Origin of the sequence: Lelliottia sp. AC1, assembly GCF_023278595.1 — a bacterium.
Classification (GTDB): domain Bacteria; phylum Pseudomonadota; class Gammaproteobacteria; order Enterobacterales; family Enterobacteriaceae; genus Enterobacter; species Enterobacter nimipressuralis.
The window spans coordinates 4,076,924-4,093,262 of sequence record NZ_CP025699.1 but is presented as its reverse complement, the minus strand read 5'-3'; the positions used below and the strand labels follow the sequence as shown (position 1 = coordinate 4,093,262).

At 56.8% G+C, this 16,339-nt stretch carries 14 protein-coding genes; 11 read left to right on the top strand and 3 right to left on the bottom strand.

The genetic code is table 11. The features are described 5' to 3' along the window. Position 1 precedes the first annotated feature (1 nt). Together C0560_RS19495 and ugpQ are read left to right on the top strand one after the other, a co-directional pair. Positions 2-1,072: a sn-glycerol-3-phosphate import ATP-binding protein UgpC gene (locus C0560_RS19495; protein ID WP_248859272.1), complete on the top strand. Its 1,071-nt coding sequence runs from the start codon at positions 2-4 to the stop codon at positions 1,070-1,072. Then, positions 1,069-1,818 (top strand): glycerophosphodiester phosphodiesterase, encoded by a 750-nt coding sequence (gene ugpQ / locus C0560_RS19490; RefSeq protein ID WP_123429799.1) that lies wholly within the window; start codon positions 1,069-1,071, stop codon positions 1,816-1,818. The genes C0560_RS19495 and ugpQ overlap by 4 nt, the downstream gene beginning before the upstream one ends. Here the strand turns inward: ugpQ and C0560_RS19485 are convergent. Further along, positions 1,799-2,179, bottom strand: coding sequence for a DUF2756 family protein (locus C0560_RS19485; RefSeq protein ID WP_248859271.1), 381 nt, complete (start codon positions 2,177-2,179; stop codon positions 1,799-1,801). The two genes, ugpQ and C0560_RS19485, sit on opposite strands and share 20 nt — an antisense overlap. 121 nt (positions 2,180-2,300) lie before the next feature. Here C0560_RS19485 and ggt point away from each other — a divergent pair, with 121 nt between their 5' ends. Beyond that, complete coding sequence (gene ggt / locus C0560_RS19480) at positions 2,301-4,046, top strand: gamma-glutamyltransferase (RefSeq protein WP_181826966.1); 1,746 nt, start codon at positions 2,301-2,303, stop codon at positions 4,044-4,046. A gap of 40 nt (positions 4,047-4,086) precedes the next feature. On the opposite strand, the gene yhhY is transcribed toward ggt, so the two are convergent. Continuing rightward, positions 4,087-4,575, bottom strand: coding sequence for an N-acetyltransferase (gene yhhY, locus C0560_RS19475; protein ID WP_248859270.1), 489 nt, complete (start codon positions 4,573-4,575; stop codon positions 4,087-4,089). A 354-nt stretch (positions 4,576-4,929) separates the two neighbouring features. Here yhhY and C0560_RS19470 point away from each other — a divergent pair, with 354 nt between their 5' ends. From C0560_RS19470 to gntU, 5 genes are all read left to right on the top strand, one after another. Then, positions 4,930-5,967 (top strand): oxidoreductase, encoded by a 1,038-nt coding sequence (locus tag C0560_RS19470; RefSeq protein WP_248859269.1) that lies wholly within the window; start codon positions 4,930-4,932, stop codon positions 5,965-5,967. 123 nt (positions 5,968-6,090) lie between these two features. Further along, positions 6,091-6,786, top strand: a complete 696-nt coding sequence (locus tag C0560_RS19465) for a pirin family protein (RefSeq protein ID WP_248859268.1) — start codon at positions 6,091-6,093, stop codon at positions 6,784-6,786. Between the two features lie 104 nt (positions 6,787-6,890). Then, positions 6,891-7,886, top strand: coding sequence for a gluconate operon transcriptional repressor GntR (gntR, locus tag C0560_RS19460; protein ID WP_100778571.1), 996 nt, complete (start codon positions 6,891-6,893; stop codon positions 7,884-7,886). 126 nt (positions 7,887-8,012) lie between these two features. Continuing rightward, positions 8,013-8,540: a gluconokinase gene (gene gntK, locus C0560_RS19455; RefSeq protein WP_100778572.1), complete on the top strand. Its 528-nt coding sequence runs from the start codon at positions 8,013-8,015 to the stop codon at positions 8,538-8,540. Positions 8,541-8,543: 3 nt separating this feature from the next. Next, positions 8,544-9,884, top strand: a complete 1,341-nt coding sequence (gene gntU / locus C0560_RS19450; RefSeq protein ID WP_100778573.1) for a gluconate transporter — start codon at positions 8,544-8,546, stop codon at positions 9,882-9,884. Positions 9,885-10,056: 172 nt separating this feature from the next. Here the strand turns inward: gntU and yhgN are convergent, their stop codons facing one another. Beyond that, positions 10,057-10,650 carry an NAAT family transporter YhgN gene (yhgN, locus tag C0560_RS19445; RefSeq protein WP_015960802.1) on the bottom strand — a complete coding sequence of 198 codons (594 nt, stop codon included), beginning with the start codon at positions 10,648-10,650 and terminating at the stop codon, positions 10,057-10,059. A gap of 176 nt (positions 10,651-10,826) precedes the next feature. Between yhgN and asd the strand changes: the two genes are divergently transcribed. From asd to glgX, 3 genes are all read left to right on the top strand, one after another. Continuing rightward, the gene (gene asd, locus C0560_RS19440) at positions 10,827-11,933 is read left to right on the top strand and encodes an aspartate-semialdehyde dehydrogenase (protein ID WP_100778574.1); all 1,107 of its coding nucleotides are present in this window, start codon (positions 10,827-10,829) and stop codon (positions 11,931-11,933) included. A 246-nt stretch (positions 11,934-12,179) separates the two neighbouring features. Beyond that, entirely contained in the window at positions 12,180-14,366 is a 2,187-nt protein-coding gene (glgB, locus tag C0560_RS19435; RefSeq protein WP_100778575.1) for a 1,4-alpha-glucan branching enzyme, read from the top strand. Next, positions 14,363-16,336 (top strand): glycogen debranching protein GlgX, encoded by a 1,974-nt coding sequence (gene glgX, locus C0560_RS19430; protein ID WP_248859267.1) that lies wholly within the window; start codon positions 14,363-14,365, stop codon positions 16,334-16,336. The genes glgB and glgX overlap by 4 nt, the downstream gene beginning before the upstream one ends. Positions 16,337-16,339 lie beyond the last annotated feature (3 nt).

Sequence of the window (16,339 nt, the reverse complement as noted above, 5' to 3'; positions counted from 1 at the left end):
GATGGCAGGATTAAAATTACAGGCAGTAACCAAAAGCTGGGACGGCAAAACCCAGGTAATTCACCCCCTGACCCTCGACGTGGCAGACGGTGAATTTATCGTGATGGTCGGCCCGTCCGGCTGCGGGAAATCGACGCTGCTGCGCATGGTGGCGGGGCTTGAGCGCGTGACCAGCGGCGACATCTGGATTGACCGCCAGCGTGTCACCGAGATGGAGCCGAAAGATCGCGGCATCGCGATGGTATTCCAGAACTACGCCCTCTATCCGCACATGAGCGTGGAAGAGAACATGGCCTGGGGCCTGAAAATTCGCGGGATGGGCAAAGGCCATATCGACGAACGGGTGAAAGAGGCGGCGCGGATTCTGGAGCTGGACGGTCTGTTAAAACGCCGTCCGCGTGAACTTTCCGGCGGCCAGCGTCAGCGCGTGGCGATGGGCCGCGCCATCGTGCGCGATCCGGCGGTGTTCCTGTTCGACGAACCCCTTTCTAACCTCGACGCCAAACTGCGCGTGCAGATGCGCCTTGAGCTGCAGCATCTGCATCGCCGCCTGAAAACCACCTCCCTGTACGTCACCCACGATCAGGTGGAAGCCATGACCCTGGCGCAGCGCGTGATGGTGATGAACAAAGGTATCGCCGAGCAGATCGGCACGCCGGTAGAGGTGTATGAAAAACCTGCCAGCCGCTTTGTCGCCAGCTTTATCGGCAGCCCGGCGATGAACCTGCTGGAAGGGCGCATCAGCAACGCGGGCACGCATTTTGAGCTGGAGAGCGGCATGGCGCTGCCGGTGAACTGGTTTTATCGCGGCTACGCCGGGCGTAAAATGACGCTCGGTATCCGCCCGGAACATATTGCGCTAAGCTCGCAGGCGGAAGGCGGCGTGCCGCTGGTGTTGGACACGCTGGAGATGCTGGGCGCGGACAACCTGGCGCACGGACGCTGGGGCGATCAAAAGCTGGTGGTGCGTCTGGCGCATCAGGAACGCCCAAAGGCGGGCAGCACGCTGTGGCTGCATCTGCCGGAAAATCATCTGCATTTATTTGATGGTGAAACAGGACAACGCGTATGAGTAACTGGCCATATCCTCACATCGTCGCCCACCGTGGCGGCGGGAAACGGGCACCGGAAAACACCCTGGCGGCAATAGATAAAGGCGCGTTTTACGGTCATTCAATGATCGAATTCGACGCCAAGCTGTCGAAAGATGGCGAAATTTTCCTGCTGCATGACGATAACCTTGAGCGCACCAGTAACGGCTGGGGCGTGGCGGGCGACTTGCCGTGGCGCGATCTGCTCAACGTGGACGCCGGAAGCTGGTTCAGCAGCGAATTTAAAGGCGAGCCGCTGCCGCTGCTGGCGGAAGTGGCCGATCGCTGTCGTCAGCACGGGATGATGGCCAATATCGAAATTAAACCGACGACTGGCACCGGGCCGCTCACCGGTAAAGTGATTGCCCTCGCCGCGCGTGAATTGTGGGAAGGAATGACCGCTCCGCTGCTGTCGTCGTTTGACATTGACGCACTGGAAGCCGCACAAGCCGCCGCACCGGAACTGCCTCGGGGATTATTGCTGGATGAATGGCGTGACGACTGGCGCGAGCTGACCACTCGCTTAGGGTGTGTGTCGATCCATCTCAATCATCGCCTGCTGGATGAGGCGCGCGTGAGGATGCTCAAAGACGCCGGGCTGCATATCCTGGTTTATACGGTCAACAAACCCCAGCGAGCGGCAGAGCTGCTGCGCTGGGGCGTGGACTGCATCTGTACCGATGCGATTGACGTGATTGGCCCGAACTTTAATTCTGCGGATTATTGAGCATATCGCCATTCGAACGCGGCGGCAGCATATGCTGCTGACCGCTGCTCGGGCTTGTTCCCCCGCTTAACATGCCGCCGCTGGTATTCGGCAGCGGCTGCTCCCGCACCTGGCCCTGCTGAATCATCTGCGTATTGTTGTTCATCTGCGTTTGCAGGTGCTGCTGCTGAATCTGCGTCTGGGTTTGCAGCTGTTGATTGAGCATCCCTTTTTGCTGCTGCTGTTGGCCCATCATCTGGGTCTGCATCCGCTGCTGGCTGGGGATTTCATAGCCCGGCTGGTTCGGGTTATTCAGGGTATTCAGTGGCTGTGCGAGCACGGCGAACGGGAGCAGTGCCGTTAAGATCAGTAGTCGTTTCATTCTCATTTCCTCCTTCTGAGGCCTCTCTTAAGTTTACCCCGAATCTGCCACAACGATGATTTTTTAGGAGTTGTGAACCAGGCTTAAACGGGAATCTGGATCCCTCACCTGGAGAACAACAATGATAAAACCAACGTTTTTGCGCTGGGTAGCGATCGCTGCGCTGATGGCCGGCGGGACATTTACCGTGGCGGCGAACCCGCCTGCCGCACCGCCAGTCTCCTACGGCGTGGAAGAGGATGTCTTCCATCCCGTCAGGGCGAAGCAGGGGATGGTGGCGTCCGTGGATGCGATGGCCACCCAGGTCGGCGTGGATATCCTCAAGCAGGGCGGTAATGCAGTTGATGCGGCGGTAGCCGTGGGTTATGCCCTGGCGGTGACCCATCCGCAGGCGGGGAATCTCGGCGGCGGGGGCTTTATGCTGCTGCGCACCAAAGACGGCAATACCACGGCCATCGACTTCCGCGAAATGGCGCCAAATCAGGCATCGCGCGATATGTTCCTCGACGATCAGGGGAATCCGGACAGTAAAAAATCCCTCACATCCCATCTGGCAAGCGGCACGCCGGGCACCGTCGCCGGGTTCTCTCTGGCGCTGGAAAAATACGGGACCTTGCCGCTGAACAAAGTGGTGCAGCCAGCCATCAAACTGGCGCGCGACGGGTTTGTGGTCAATGACGCGCTGGCGGACGATCTCAAAACCTACGGCAGCGAAGTGATTCCGAACCATGAGAACAGCAAAGCGATCTTCTGGAAGGACGGCGAGCCGCTGAAAAAGGGCGACAAGCTGGTGCAGACAAATCTTGCGAAAAGCCTGGAGCTGATTGCGGAAAACGGCCCGGATGCCTTCTACAAAGGGGCGATTGCCGATCAGATTGCCGACGAGATGCAAAAGAACGGCGGGCTGATTACCAAAGCAGATTTGGCGGAGTACAAAGCCGTTGAGCGCACACCGATAAGCGGTGAGTATCGCGGATATCAGGTGTTCTCAATGCCGCCACCGTCCTCCGGCGGGATCCACATCGTGCAGATCCTCAATATTCTTGAAAACTTCGATATGCACAAATTTGGCTTCGGTAGCGCTGATGCGATGCAGGTGATGGCGGAGGCGGAAAAATTTGCCTATGCCGACCGCTCGGAGTATCTCGGCGATCCGGATTTTGTCAAAGTGCCCTGGCAGGCGCTGACCAACAAAGCGTATGCCAAATCGCTGGCGGATCAGATTGATATCAACAAAGCGAAACCGTCCAGCCAGATCCGCCCCGGCAAACTGGCGCCGTACGAGAGCAATCAGACCACCCATTTCTCGGTGGTGGATAAGGACGGCAACGCGGTGGCGGTGACGTACACGCTGAACACGGTGTTTGGCACCGGGATTGTGGCGGGTAACAGCGGCATTCTGCTGAACAACGAAATGGATGACTTCTCCGCCAAACCGGGCGTGCCGAACGTTTACGGGCTGGTGGGCGGTGATGCCAACGCCGTTGGGCCGAAGAAACGCCCGCTGTCCTCCATGTCTCCGACCATCGTGGTGAAAGATGGCAAAACCTGGCTGGTGACAGGTAGCCCAGGCGGAAGCCGAATTATTACCACCGTGCTGCAAATGGTGGTGAACAGTATCGATTTCGGAATGAACGTGGCCGAAGCGACCAACGCGCCGCGCTTCCACCATCAGTGGCTACCGGACGAACTGCGCGTGGAAAAAGGCTTTAGCCCGGACACTATCAAACTGCTGGAACAGCGCGGGCAGAAAGTGGTGGTGAAAGAGGCGATGGGGAGCACGCAGAGCATTGTGGTGGCGCCCGACGGTTCCCTTTCCGGGGCATCCGATCCACGGTCGGTGGATGATTTGACGGCAGGGTACTGATACGTTGTCGCCCGGCAGCACAGCGCTACCGGGCGATTTTTCACTTCATCCGCGCCATGTAATAGGCATCCACAAACTCGCCGTTACGCAGGGCGAATTTCTTTCCGGTTCCTTCGATTTCAAAGCCAAACTTCTTGTACAGCGCCAGTGCAGGAGGATTATCGGCAAAAACCGTGAGTTCGATACGCTCGATGCGCATCCAATTGTCGCACAGGTTGATCATCTCACGCATGAGCGCACTTCCAACGCCTCGCCCCTGAGCATGCGCCGCAACGCTGATACCAAAGGTTGCCACATGGCTGCGTCGCGGGCTGGCTTCGACCTGCAGCGCCAGATCACCGACAATAATCTCATCGATGCAGGCGACCAGACGTTTTTGGCCAGCTTTAGGATTAAGGCGTTCCTGCCACATCTCAAGGGAAGGATGAGGGAGTTGTAGCGTGTCGTGATACACCTCTGGATGCATATAATTTTGGCGCAGGGCTTCGGCATCTTTCGGTTCAGCGTGGCGTATCACTATCTCACTCATTCTTTTGTCCTCGGTGGGTTGATATCCCTTTCAACATCATTGACTTTGAAATTCGAGTCAACTCCCTTTTTTTGCAAAAAGTATTGGACAAGTGCGAATGAGAATGATTATTATTGTCTCGCGTTCAGGAAGACCTCTACGGAAACCTGAAAGCACGACATTGCTCACATTGCTTCCAGTATTACTTTAGCCAGCCTCGCGCTGGCTTTTTTTTATCCTGTTTCAGCCAGGCAGACCTGCCCGTTCCCCTTGTGAAGTGTTCGCCATCCCACATACGTGAAGCTCACACCGGCGGATGCGCGCGCATTTAACTTGCGCTATGGTTGTCCCAACAACCTTAACAAGGACTGAGCCATGACATTACATTGCGCATTTATTGGATTTGGTAAAAGCACCACTCGCTATCACCTTCCGTATGTTCTCAACCGTAAAGACAGCTGGCACGTAGCGCATATCTTCCGCCGTCACGCGAAACCTGAAGAGCAGTCCCCACAGTATTCCCATATTCATTTCACCAGCGATCTGGATGAGGTGTTAAGCGATCCGCAGGTCAAACTGGTGATCGTCTGTACCCATGCCGACAGCCACTTTGACTACGCGAAACGCGCGCTGGAAGCGGGTAAAAACGTGCTGGTGGAAAAACCCTTCACCCCGGCGCTTGCGGAGGCCAAAGAGCTTTTCGCGCTGGCAAAAAGCAAAGGGCTGACCGTCACGCCGTACCAAAACCGTCGCTTTGATACCTGCTTCCTGATGGCGAAACAGGCTATTGAGAGCGGCAAGCTGGGCGATATCGTTGAAATAGAAAGCCATTTCGACCTCTATCGCCCGGTGGCGGAAACCAAACCTGGCCTGCCGCAGGATGGCGCGTTTTATGGTCTGGGCGTGCATACCATGGACCAGGTCATCTCTCTGTTGGGCCGCCCGGATCACGTGACTTACGACATCCGCAGCCTGCGCAACAAAGCCAATCCGGACGATACCTTTGAAGCACAGCTGTTTTACGGCGATTTAAAGGCGATCGTCAAAACCAGCCATCTGGTGAAAACGGACTACCCGAAATTTATCGTGCACGGTACCCGCGGGTCGTTTATCAAATACGGTATCGACCAGCAGGAGACCAGTCTGAAGGCCAATATCATGCCTGGCGAGCCGGGATTCGCGGCGGATGAATCGGTCGGCGTGCTGGAGTATGTCAATGACGAAGGCGTGACGGTAAAAGAACAGCTCACCCCGGAAACCGGCGATTATGGCCGCGTCTACGATGCGCTGTATGACACCCTCACTAAAGGCGCGCCGAATTACGTCAAGGAATCTGAAGTTCTCACTAATCTGGAGATCCTCGAGCGCGCGTTCGAACAGGCTTCTCCTGCCACGATTACCCTCGCGAAGTAAGCTCAGTCGACTCCTCTGTGCTTGTTCATAATTTTTGAACAGAGGAGTCAATTTTCACCCTCTATGATCCCAGGCCAATTGCGTCCACACTGACTTCATCGAAACGAACTGGGGTGAAAAACAATGATCTTTTTACGTAAAGCAGACGATCGTGGTCACGCAAATCATGGCTGGCTGGACTCATGGCATACCTTCTCGTTCGCGGACTATTACGACCCGAACTTCATGGGCTTCTCGGCACTGCGCGTGATTAACGATGATGTGATCGACGCGGGCCAGGGCTTCGGTACCCATCCGCACAAAGACATGGAAATCCTGACCTATGTGCTGGAAGGCGCCGTAGCGCACAAAGACAGCATGGGTAACGAAGAGCAGGTTCCGGCCGGTGAGTTCCAGATTATGAGCGCCGGTACCGGGGTTCGTCACTCGGAGTACAACCCGAGCAACACGGAAAAACTGCACCTGTACCAAATCTGGATCATTCCAGAAGAAACTGGCATCACGCCGCGCTACGAGCAGCGCCGCTTCGATGCCCTGCAGGGCAAACAGCTGGTGCTTTCCCCGGATGCGCGTGATGGCTCCCTGAAAGTGCATCAGGATATGGAACTGTACCGTTGGGCACTGGCGAAAGACGAACAGTCTGTGCATCAGATTGCCGCGAACCGCCGCGTGTGGATTCAGGTGGTCAAAGGTGACGTGACAATCAACGGCACCAAAGCCACCACCGCTGACGGTCTGGCGATTTGGGATGAGCAGGCGCTGTCCGTTCATGCTGACAGCGCGAGCGAAATTCTGCTCTTCGATCTGCCGCCCGTGTGATTAATCGTAAATAAAAGGCCAACCTTCCCTATTTGACAGGGGAAGGTTGGCCTTTGTCCGTGATAAACTGAGAGAATGTCTCATTACAGGTTTCTCTCAGGACGATGAAAAAGAAACGACCCGTACTTCAGGATGTGGCCGATCGCGTCGGTGTGACCAAAATGACGGTCAGCCGCTTTTTGCGTAACCCGGAACAGGTTTCCCTGGCGTTGCGTGGCAAGATTGCCGCTGCTCTCGATGAACTGGGTTATATCCCCAACCGCGCGCCCGATATTCTCTCCAATGCCACCAGCCGTGCGGTCGGTGTTCTGCTTCCTTCCTTAACCAACCAGGTCTTCGCCGAAGTGCTGCGCGGAATCGAAAGCGTCACTGACGCCTACGGTTATCAAACTATGCTCGCGCACTACGGGTACAAACCGGAACTGGAAGAGGAACGTCTTGAATCGATGCTTTCCTGGAACATCGACGGCCTGATCCTAACGGAACGTACTCACACGCCGCGTACGCTCAAGATGATTGAAGTTGCCGGCATTCCGGTGGTAGAGCTGATGGACAGTCAGTCACCTTGTCTGGATATTGCCGTCGGGTTCGATAACTTCGAAGCCGCGCGTCAGATGACCGCCGCCATTCTCGCCCGCGGTCACCGCCACGTGGCCTATCTGGGCGCACGTCTCGACGAACGTACTATCATCAAACAGAAGGGATACGAGCAGGCGATGCTCGACGCAAACTTAACGCCGTACAGCGTGATGGTGGAGCAATCCTCTTCCTATTCGTCCGGTATTGAGCTGATGCGCCAGGCCCGCCGTGAGTATCCGCAGCTTGATGGTATATTCTGTACCAACGATGACCTTGCGGTCGGCGCAGCCTTTGAATGTCAGCGTCTTGGCCTGAAAATCCCTGACGATATGGCGATTGCCGGTTTCCACGGCCACGATATCGGACAGGTGATGGAGCCACGTCTGGCGAGCGTTCTGACGCCGCGCGAACGCATGGGCCGCATCGGTGCGGAACGCCTGCTGGCGCGCATTCGTGGTGAAGTGGTCACGCCTAAAATGTTAGATTTAGGTTTCACCTTGTCACCGGGTGGATCAATTTAGTCTGACAAATTTGAAGTAGCTCACACTTATTCACTTCTCGCACGAATGGATATTGCTTCTCCATAGCCCCGGCAGGACAATGTTACCGATAACTGTTACCCGTAACAATTGACTGAGGGGCACCCTTTGAGCACGACAAATCTCGATCACCACGTTTACGTCCTGATGGGCGTTTCCGGTAGCGGTAAATCTGCCGTCGCCAGCGAAGTGGCGCATCAACTTCAGGCAGCGTTTCTTGATGGCGACTTCCTCCACCCGCGCAGCAACATCACTAAAATGGCCGCTGGCGAACCGCTGAACGACGACGATCGTAAGCCCTGGTTGCAGGCGCTGAACGATGCCGCGTTTGCGATGCAGCGCACCAACAAAGTGTCGCTGATTGTCTGCTCCGCGCTGAAAAAGACCTATCGCGATCTGCTGCGTGACGGTAACCCAAACCTCTCCTTTATCTATCTGAAAGGCGATTTCGACGTGATCGAAAGCCGTCTGAAAGCCCGTAAAGGCCACTTCTTCAAAACTCAGATGCTGGTCACGCAGTTCGAAGCACTGCAGGAACCGGGTGCAGACGAAAGCGATGTTCTGATCGTCGATATCGATCAGCCGCTGGACGGTGTTGTTGCCAGCACCATTGAGGTCATTAAAAAAAGGCAGTAAGTTTTGAGTACATTAACGCTAGTTTTGACAGCAGTCGGCTCCGTTTTGCTGCTGCTGTTTTTAGTGATGAAGGCGCGTATGCATGCCTTCGTTGCTTTGATGGTGGTTTCTATTGGTGCAGGTCTCTTTTCCGGTATGCCGCTCGATAAAATCGCAGCGACGATGGAAAAAGGGATGGGAGGCACGCTGGGCTTCCTGGCGATTGTGGTCGCGCTCGGCGCGATGTTTGGCAAGATTTTGCATGAGACGGGCGCAGTCGATCAGATTGCCGTCAAGATGCTCAAATCCTTCGGCCACAGCCGCGCGCACTACGCGATTGGTCTGGCCGGTCTGATTTGCGCGCTGCCGCTGTTCTTTGAAGTGGCCGTGGTGCTGCTGATTAGCGTGGCGTTCTCCATGGCGCGTCACACGGGCACCAACCTTGTTAAGCTGGTCATTCCGCTGTTTGCGGGCGTGGCGGCGGCCGCAGCGTTCCTGCTGCCTGGGCCTGCGCCGATGCTGCTGGCGTCTCAGATGCACGCCGATTTTGGCTGGATGATTCTGATTGGCCTGTGCGCCGCGATCCCGGGGATGATTATTGCCGGGCCGCTGTGGGGCAACTTTATCAGCCGCTACGTTGAGCTGCACATTCCTGATGACATCACCGAGCCGCACCTTGGCGAAGGCAAAATGCCGTCCTTCGGCTTCAGCCTGTCGCTGATTCTGCTGCCGCTGGTGCTGGTTGGCCTCAAAACCATCGCCGCGCGCTTTGTGCCGGTCGGTTCCAGTGCTTACGAATGGTTCGAGTTTATCGGTCATCCGTTCACCGCGATTTTGGTGGCGTGTCTGGTGGCGATTTACGGCCTGGCGATGCGTCAGGGGATGCCGAAAGACCGCGTGATGGAGATCTGCGGCGCGGCGCTGCAACCGGCGGGAATTATTCTGCTGGTGATCGGTGCGGGCGGTGTGTTCAAGCAGGTGCTGGTTGATTCCGGCGTGGGCCCGGCTCTGGGCGAAGCGCTGACCGGAATGGGCTTACCGATTGCCGTGACCTGTTTCGTGCTGGCAGCCGCGGTGCGTATTATTCAGGGTTCTGCTACGGTAGCCTGTCTGACGGCGGTCGGCCTGGTGATGCCGGTGATTGAACAGCTGAACTACTCCGGTGCGCAAATGGCGGCCCTGTCTATCTGTATCGCGGGCGGCTCTATCGTGGTCTCCCACGTAAACGACGCAGGCTTCTGGCTGTTCGGTAAATTTACCGGCGCGACCGAAGCGCAAACCCTGAAAACCTGGACGCTGATGGAAACCATCCTCGGCACGACAGGGGCGATTGTCGGGATGATTGCGTTTTCGCTGCTGAGTTAAGTGCGATGTTTGTCGGGAAGGCGGCGACGCCTTACCCGACCGATAAAACGGCGATATGAAGGCCGGGTAAGCGCAAGCACTACCCGGCTTTTTTACAACGGCTCTACACCTTCTTCAGTCCGTAAGGTCAATGGAACAACGCGCTCACCCGATATACCCTTCAACCTCACCTTTATCCCTTCATCCACGCCCGAATTCCATCCAGGAACATCTGCGTCGCCATCATCACCAGAATCAGCCCCATCAGGCGTTCCAGCGCGTTCACCCCTTTTTCGCCCAGCAGGCGCAGGAACAGCGACGACTGCAGCAGGATGATGAAGGTTCCGCCCCAGGCGATCAGCAGAGCAATCACCAGATGGCTCATCTGATTCGGATACTGATGGGAGAGCAGCATCAGCGTCGCCAGAATGGTCGGCCCGGCGACCAGCGGGATCGCCAGCGGTACGATAAACGGCTCTTCGCCAGCAGGCAGGCCGCTGCTGCTGCCTTCGGCGCTCGGGAAAATCATTTTAATGGCGATCAGGAACAGAATAATGCCGCCAGAGATCGAAACCGTCTCAGCGCGTAAATTCAGGAACGCGAGGATCTTTTCACCCGCGAACAGGAAGATAAACATCACCAGCAGCGCGATGAGCAGCTCGCGGATCATGATCGCCCGGCGGCGCTTCGGCTCGGTGTGTTTCAGCACCGACATAAAGATGGGCAGGTTCCCAAGCGGATCCATAATCAGGATCAAAAGCACCGCTGCGGAAATGATTTCAGTCATTGTTATTTATCCCTGATAAACCCTGTGGTTTCTATTGTAATTAGTGGTATTACTGATCGCAGCGCAATCATTGATTAATTTCACTTGCGACTTTGGCAGCATTTTGTAATGTGAAGGCTATGCCCGTTGGATACGGGTTGACACACACAGCACACACCTCTGCAGGAACATACGCTATGAAAAACGTTGGTTTTATCGGCTGGCGCGGTATGGTCGGCTCTGTCCTCATGCAACGCATGATCGAAGAGCGCGATTTTGACGCCATCCGCCCGGTCTTCTTCTCCACTTCCCAGTTTGGGCAAGCAGCGCCCGCGTTCGGCGGTGCCTCTACGGGCACGCTTCAGGACGCCTTTAATCTGGAAGCGCTGAAGGCACTTGATATTATAGTGACCTGCCAGGGCGGCGATTATACCAACGAAATCTATCCAAAGCTTCGTGAAAGCGGCTGGCAGGGTTACTGGATTGACGCCGCGTCTTCTCTGCGTATGAAAGATGACGCGATCATTATTCTCGACCCGGTGAACCAGGGCGTGATCACCGACGGCCTGAACAACGGTGTGAAAACCTTTGTCGGCGGTAACTGTACCGTCAGCCTGATGCTGATGTCCCTGGGCGGCCTGTTCGCGCAGGATCTGGTGGAATGGGTCTCCGTTGCCACCTATCAGGCCGCATCCGGCGGCGGCGCGCGTCATATGCGCGAACTGCTGGCACAGATGGGTCAACTGCACAGTCACGTTGCTGACGAGCTGGCGAACCCGGCCTCGGCGATTCTGGATATCGAACGCAAAGTCACCCAGCTTTCCCGCTCCGGCGAACTGCCGGTCGACAACTTCGGCGTTCCGCTGGCAGGCAGCCTGATCCCGTGGATCGACAAACAGCTCGATAACGGCCAGAGCCGCGAAGAGTGGAAAGGTCAGGCCGAGACCAACAAAATCCTCAGCACCTCTTCCGTGATCCCGGTTGACGGTCTGTGCGTGCGCGTTGGCGCGCTGCGCTGCCACAGCCAGGCCTTCACCCTTAAACTGAAAAAAGATGTGTCTATTCCGACCGTGGAAGAGCTGCTGGCTGCGCACAACCCGTGGGCGAAAGTGGTGCCAAACGATCGCGATATCACCATGCGTGAACTGACCCCAGCCGCCGTTACCGGCACGCTGACCACGCCGGTCGGTCGTCTGCGTAAGCTGAACATGGGGCCGGAGTATCTCTCGGCCTTCACCGTCGGAGACCAGCTCCTGTGGGGCGCCGCCGAGCCGCTTCGCCGCATGTTGCGACAACTGGCCTAATAATTTGCTAATACCGGGGGTGATATTCACCCCCTTTTTTTTGCGCGTAACACGGAGTCATGCGCAGAGCTTCAATTTTTATCAGGAGTCATTTCGTCGTTGGCTATGCTTTAAGGAAGAGTCATTTCTTACCTGAGGGTGGGATGGCGCAGAGAGGATGAACAATATCTGCGTCGTTCAGGTCACATTAAAAGTCGCACCGGAGCGCTTAAATAGGGCGACATTAGAAAAAACAGGATGAATACCATGTCCGATCGTATTGATAGAGACGTGATAAATGCGCTAATTGCGGGTCATTTCGCTGACCCATTTTCTGTGCTGGGTATGCACAGGACGGAGGATGGACTGGAGGTCCGCGCACTGTTGCCCGACGCCACCGAAGTGTGGGTTATTGAACCTAAAACCGGCCGCAAGGTAGGCAAGCTGGAGTGCCTTGATTCGCGCGGTTTCTTCTCAGGCGCGATCCCGCGTCGCAAAAACCTGTTCCGTTATCAGCTCGCCGTGCTCTGGCATGGTCATGAAAACCTGATTGACGATCCCTACAGTTTTGGCCCGCTGTTACAAGAGATGGACGCCTGGCTGCTCTCCGAAGGCACGCACCTTCGCCCGTACGAAACGCTGGGCGCGCATGCCGATACAATGGATGGCATCACCGGCACCCGTTTTTCCGTCTGGGCACCGAATGCGCAGCGCGTGTCGGTGGTCGGGCAGTTCAACTACTGGGACGGTCGCCGCCACCCGATGCGCCTGCGGCGTGAATCGGGGATCTGGGAGCTGTTTATCCCCGGCGCGCATAACGGCCAGCTCTACAAATTCGAAATGATCGATGCCCACGGTCAGCTGCGGGTCAAAGCCGATCCTTACGCCTTCGAAGCGCAAATGCGCCCGGACACCGCGTCGCTGATTTGCGGTCTGCCGGAGAAAATCGTACAGACCGAAGAGCGCAAACAGGCTAACCGCTTCGATGCGCCAATCTCTATTTATGAAGTTCACCTCGGCTCATGGCGTCGCCACACGGACAACAATTTCTGGCTGAGCTATCGCGAACTGGCGGACCAGCTGGTGCCCTACGCCAAATGGATGGGCTTTACCCATCTGGAGCTGCTGCCAATTAACGAGCACCCGTTCGACGGCAGCTGGGGCTATCAGCCGACCGGCCTTTACGCACCGACGCGCCGCTTCGGCACCCGCGATGACTTCCGCTATTTCATCAACGCCGCCCATGCCGCCGGACTCAGCGTGATCCTCGACTGGGTGCCAGGCCATTTCCCGACGGATGATTTTGGTCTCTCTCAGTTTGATGGCACCAATCTGTACGAGCACAGCGATCCGCGCGAAGGCTTCCATCAGGACTGGAACACCCTGATTTACAACTATGGTCGTCGCGAAGTGGCGAACTATCTGGTGGGCAACGCCCTGTACTGGATTGAACGTTTCGGTATTGACGCTCTGCGCGTGGATGCCGTGGCGTCGATGATCTATCGCGACTACAGCCGTAAAGAGGGCGAGTGGATCCCGAACGAATACGGGGGCCGCGAAAACCTCGAAGCCATTGAATTCCTGCGCAGCACCAACCGCATTCTCGGCGAGCAGGTCGAAGGCGCGGTGACGATGGCCGAAGAGTCGACCGACTTCCCCGGCGTATCGCGTCCGCCTGCCATGGGCGGGCTGGGCTTCTGGTACAAGTGGAACCTGGGCTGGATGCACGACACCCTCGACTATTTCAAACTCGATCCGGTCTATCGTCAGTATCACCACGACAAACTGACCTTCGGGATGCTCTACAACAACACCGAAAACTTTGTTCTGCCGCTCTCACACGACGAAGTGGTGCACGGCAAAAAATCGATTCTCGACCGCATGCCCGGCGACGCGTGGCAGCGCTTTGCCAACCTGCGCGCCTACTACGGCTGGTTGTTTGCCTTCCCGGGCAAAAAGCTGCTGTTTATGGGCAACGAATTCGCCCAGGGCCGCGAGTGGAACCATGATGCGAGCCTCGACTGGCATCTGCTGGAAGGCGGCGACAACTGGCATCACGGCGTTCAGCGCCTGGTGCGCGACCTCAACCTGACCTATCGCCATCACAAAGCCCTGCACGAGCTGGACTTTGACTCCTACGGCTTTGAGTGGCTGGTGGTGGATGACCATGAGCGCTCGGTGTTTATCTTCGTGCGCCGCGATCGGGAAGGGAATGAAATCATCGTCGCCAGCAACTTTACGCCGGTGCCGCGTCAGAACTATCGCTTCGGCATCAACCAGCCGGGCAGATGGCGCGAAATTCTCAACACCGACTCCAGCCACTACCACGGCAGTAACGCCGGTAACGGCGGCAGCGTTCATAGCGATGAGTGGGAAAGCCACGGGCGTCCGAACTCTCTGAGCCTCACGCTGCCACCGCTGTCCACAATCTGGCTGGTTCGGGAGGGCGAATGACGCAACTCACGGCAGGCAAACCCGCTCCGCTTGGGGCAACGTTTGACGGCAAAGGGGTGAATTTCACCCTCTTTACCGCCCACGCAGAACGGGTGGAACTCTGTGTGTTTGACGGCGAGGGTAATGAGTACCGCTACGATCTGCCGGAACGCAGCGGGGACATCTGGCATGGCTATCTGGCCGACGGACGGCCCGGACTGCGCTACGGTTTTCGCGTGCACGGACCGTGGGAGCCGGGGCAGGGGCTACGATTTAATCCGGCCAAATTACTCGTCGACCCTTGCGCTCAGCGCGTTGAGGGAGAGGTCACCGATAACCCGCTCTACTTTGATGGCGACCACGAACCTGAGCCTCGCGACAGCGCGGCGATTGCGCCAAAAAGCGTGGTGGTGAGCGATGCTTACGACTGGGAAGATGACGCCCCGCCCGCGACGCCGTGGGGGAGAACGGTTATCTACGAAGCCCACGTCAAAGGGCTGACGTATCTGCATCCGGCGATCCCGCAGGAGATCCGCGGCACCTACAAGGCGCTCGCTCATCCGGTGATGATTGCCTATCTCAAACACCTGGGCATCACCGCGCTGGAGCTGCTGCCGGTGGCCCATTTTGCCTCTGAGCCGCGCCTGCTGCGCCTGGGGCTGACCAACTACTGGGGCTACAACCCGCTGGCGATGTTTGCCCTCGATCCGCGCTACGCCTCACATCCGGAACGCGCCAGAGATGAGTTTCGCGATGCGGTAAAAGCGCTGCACCAGGCCGGTATCGAAGTGATTCTGGATGTGGTGTTGAACCACAGCGCGGAGCTGGATCTCGACGGACCGACGCTCTCAATGCGCGGAATCGATAACCGTAGCTATTATTGGATTAGGGAGGATGGTGATTATCACAACTGGACCGGTTGCGGTAACACGCTCAACCTCAGTCATCCGGCGGTGGCAGACTTTGCTTATCACTGCCTGAAATCCTGGGTCGAGACCTTCCATATCGACGGTTTCCGCTTCGATCTGGCGTCTGTGATGGGCCGAACGCCTGCGTTCAGCCAGCAGGCTCCTTTGTTTGAAGCAATTAAAAACTGTCCGGTGCTGTCGCGCGTCAAACTGATTGCTGAGCCGTGGGATATCGGTGACGGCGGTTATCAGGTGGGGAACTTCCCGCCGCTGTTTGCCGAGTGGAACGATCGTTTCCGCGATGCCACGCGCCGTTTTTGGCTGGAAAAAAATCTCCCTCTTGGCGACTTCGCCGGGCGGTTTGCAGCGTCCAGTGATGTGTTCAGGAAGAGTGGCAGAGCACCGTCAGCCAGCGTCAATCTGGTGACGGCGCACGACGGGTTTACCCTTCGCGACTGTGTTTGTTTCAATCAGAAACACAATGAGGCAAACGGCGAAGAAAACCGCGATGGGACTAACAATAACCATAGCTTTAATCATGGTATAGAAGGATTAGGCGGCAGTCAGGATGTTATCGAGCGGCGTCGCGCCAGCGTGCATGCGCTGCTGACTTCGCTGTTGCTCTCGCAAGGGACGCCAATGCTGCTGGCGGGTGATGAGTTCGGTCATAGCCAGCACGGCAATAACAATGCTTATTGCCAGGATAATGCGCTGACCTGGCTCGACTGGGAACAGGCAAACACGGGGTTAACGCACTTTGCAGCGGCCTTGATCCACCTTCGGCAACAGATCCCGGCGCTCACGGCGGATCGCTGGTGGGAAGAGGGAGACGGCAACGTCAGCTGGCTGAATAAAGAGGCGCAACCGCTGAGTGCGCACGAGTGGCAGTACGGTATTCCCTGCCTGCAAATCCTGCTTTCGGATAACTGGCTAATCACGTTAAACGCGACGAACGATGTCGCAGAGATTGTTTTACCTCACGGGGAATGGCGCGCCATTTCCCCCTTTGCCGGAGTGGATAATCCGGTGGTAATGGCTGTCTGGCACGGGCCTGCACACGGAGTGTGCGTATTCCAAAGATGATAA

Coding starts and splice junctions, on each gene's coding strand:
- C0560_RS19495 (WP_248859272.1), top strand. CDS start 2: ATGGCAGGATTAAAATTACAGGCAGTAACCAAAAGCTGGGACGGCAAA.
- ugpQ (WP_123429799.1), top strand. CDS start 1,069: ATGAGTAACTGGCCATATCCTCACATCGTCGCCCACCGTGGCGGCGGG.
- C0560_RS19485 (WP_248859271.1), bottom strand. CDS start 2,179: ATGAAACGACTACTGATCTTAACGGCACTGCTCCCGTTCGCCGTGCTC.
- ggt (WP_181826966.1), top strand. CDS start 2,301: ATGATAAAACCAACGTTTTTGCGCTGGGTAGCGATCGCTGCGCTGATG.
- yhhY (WP_248859270.1), bottom strand. CDS start 4,575: ATGAGTGAGATAGTGATACGCCACGCTGAACCGAAAGATGCCGAAGCC.
- C0560_RS19470 (WP_248859269.1), top strand. CDS start 4,930: ATGACATTACATTGCGCATTTATTGGATTTGGTAAAAGCACCACTCGC.
- C0560_RS19465 (WP_248859268.1), top strand. CDS start 6,091: ATGATCTTTTTACGTAAAGCAGACGATCGTGGTCACGCAAATCATGGC.
- gntR (WP_100778571.1), top strand. CDS start 6,891: ATGAAAAAGAAACGACCCGTACTTCAGGATGTGGCCGATCGCGTCGGT.
- yhgN (WP_015960802.1), bottom strand. CDS start 10,650: ATGACTGAAATCATTTCCGCAGCGGTGCTTTTGATCCTGATTATGGAT.
- asd (WP_100778574.1), top strand. CDS start 10,827: ATGAAAAACGTTGGTTTTATCGGCTGGCGCGGTATGGTCGGCTCTGTC.
- glgB (WP_100778575.1), top strand. CDS start 12,180: ATGTCCGATCGTATTGATAGAGACGTGATAAATGCGCTAATTGCGGGT.
- glgX (WP_248859267.1), top strand. CDS start 14,363: ATGACGCAACTCACGGCAGGCAAACCCGCTCCGCTTGGGGCAACGTTT.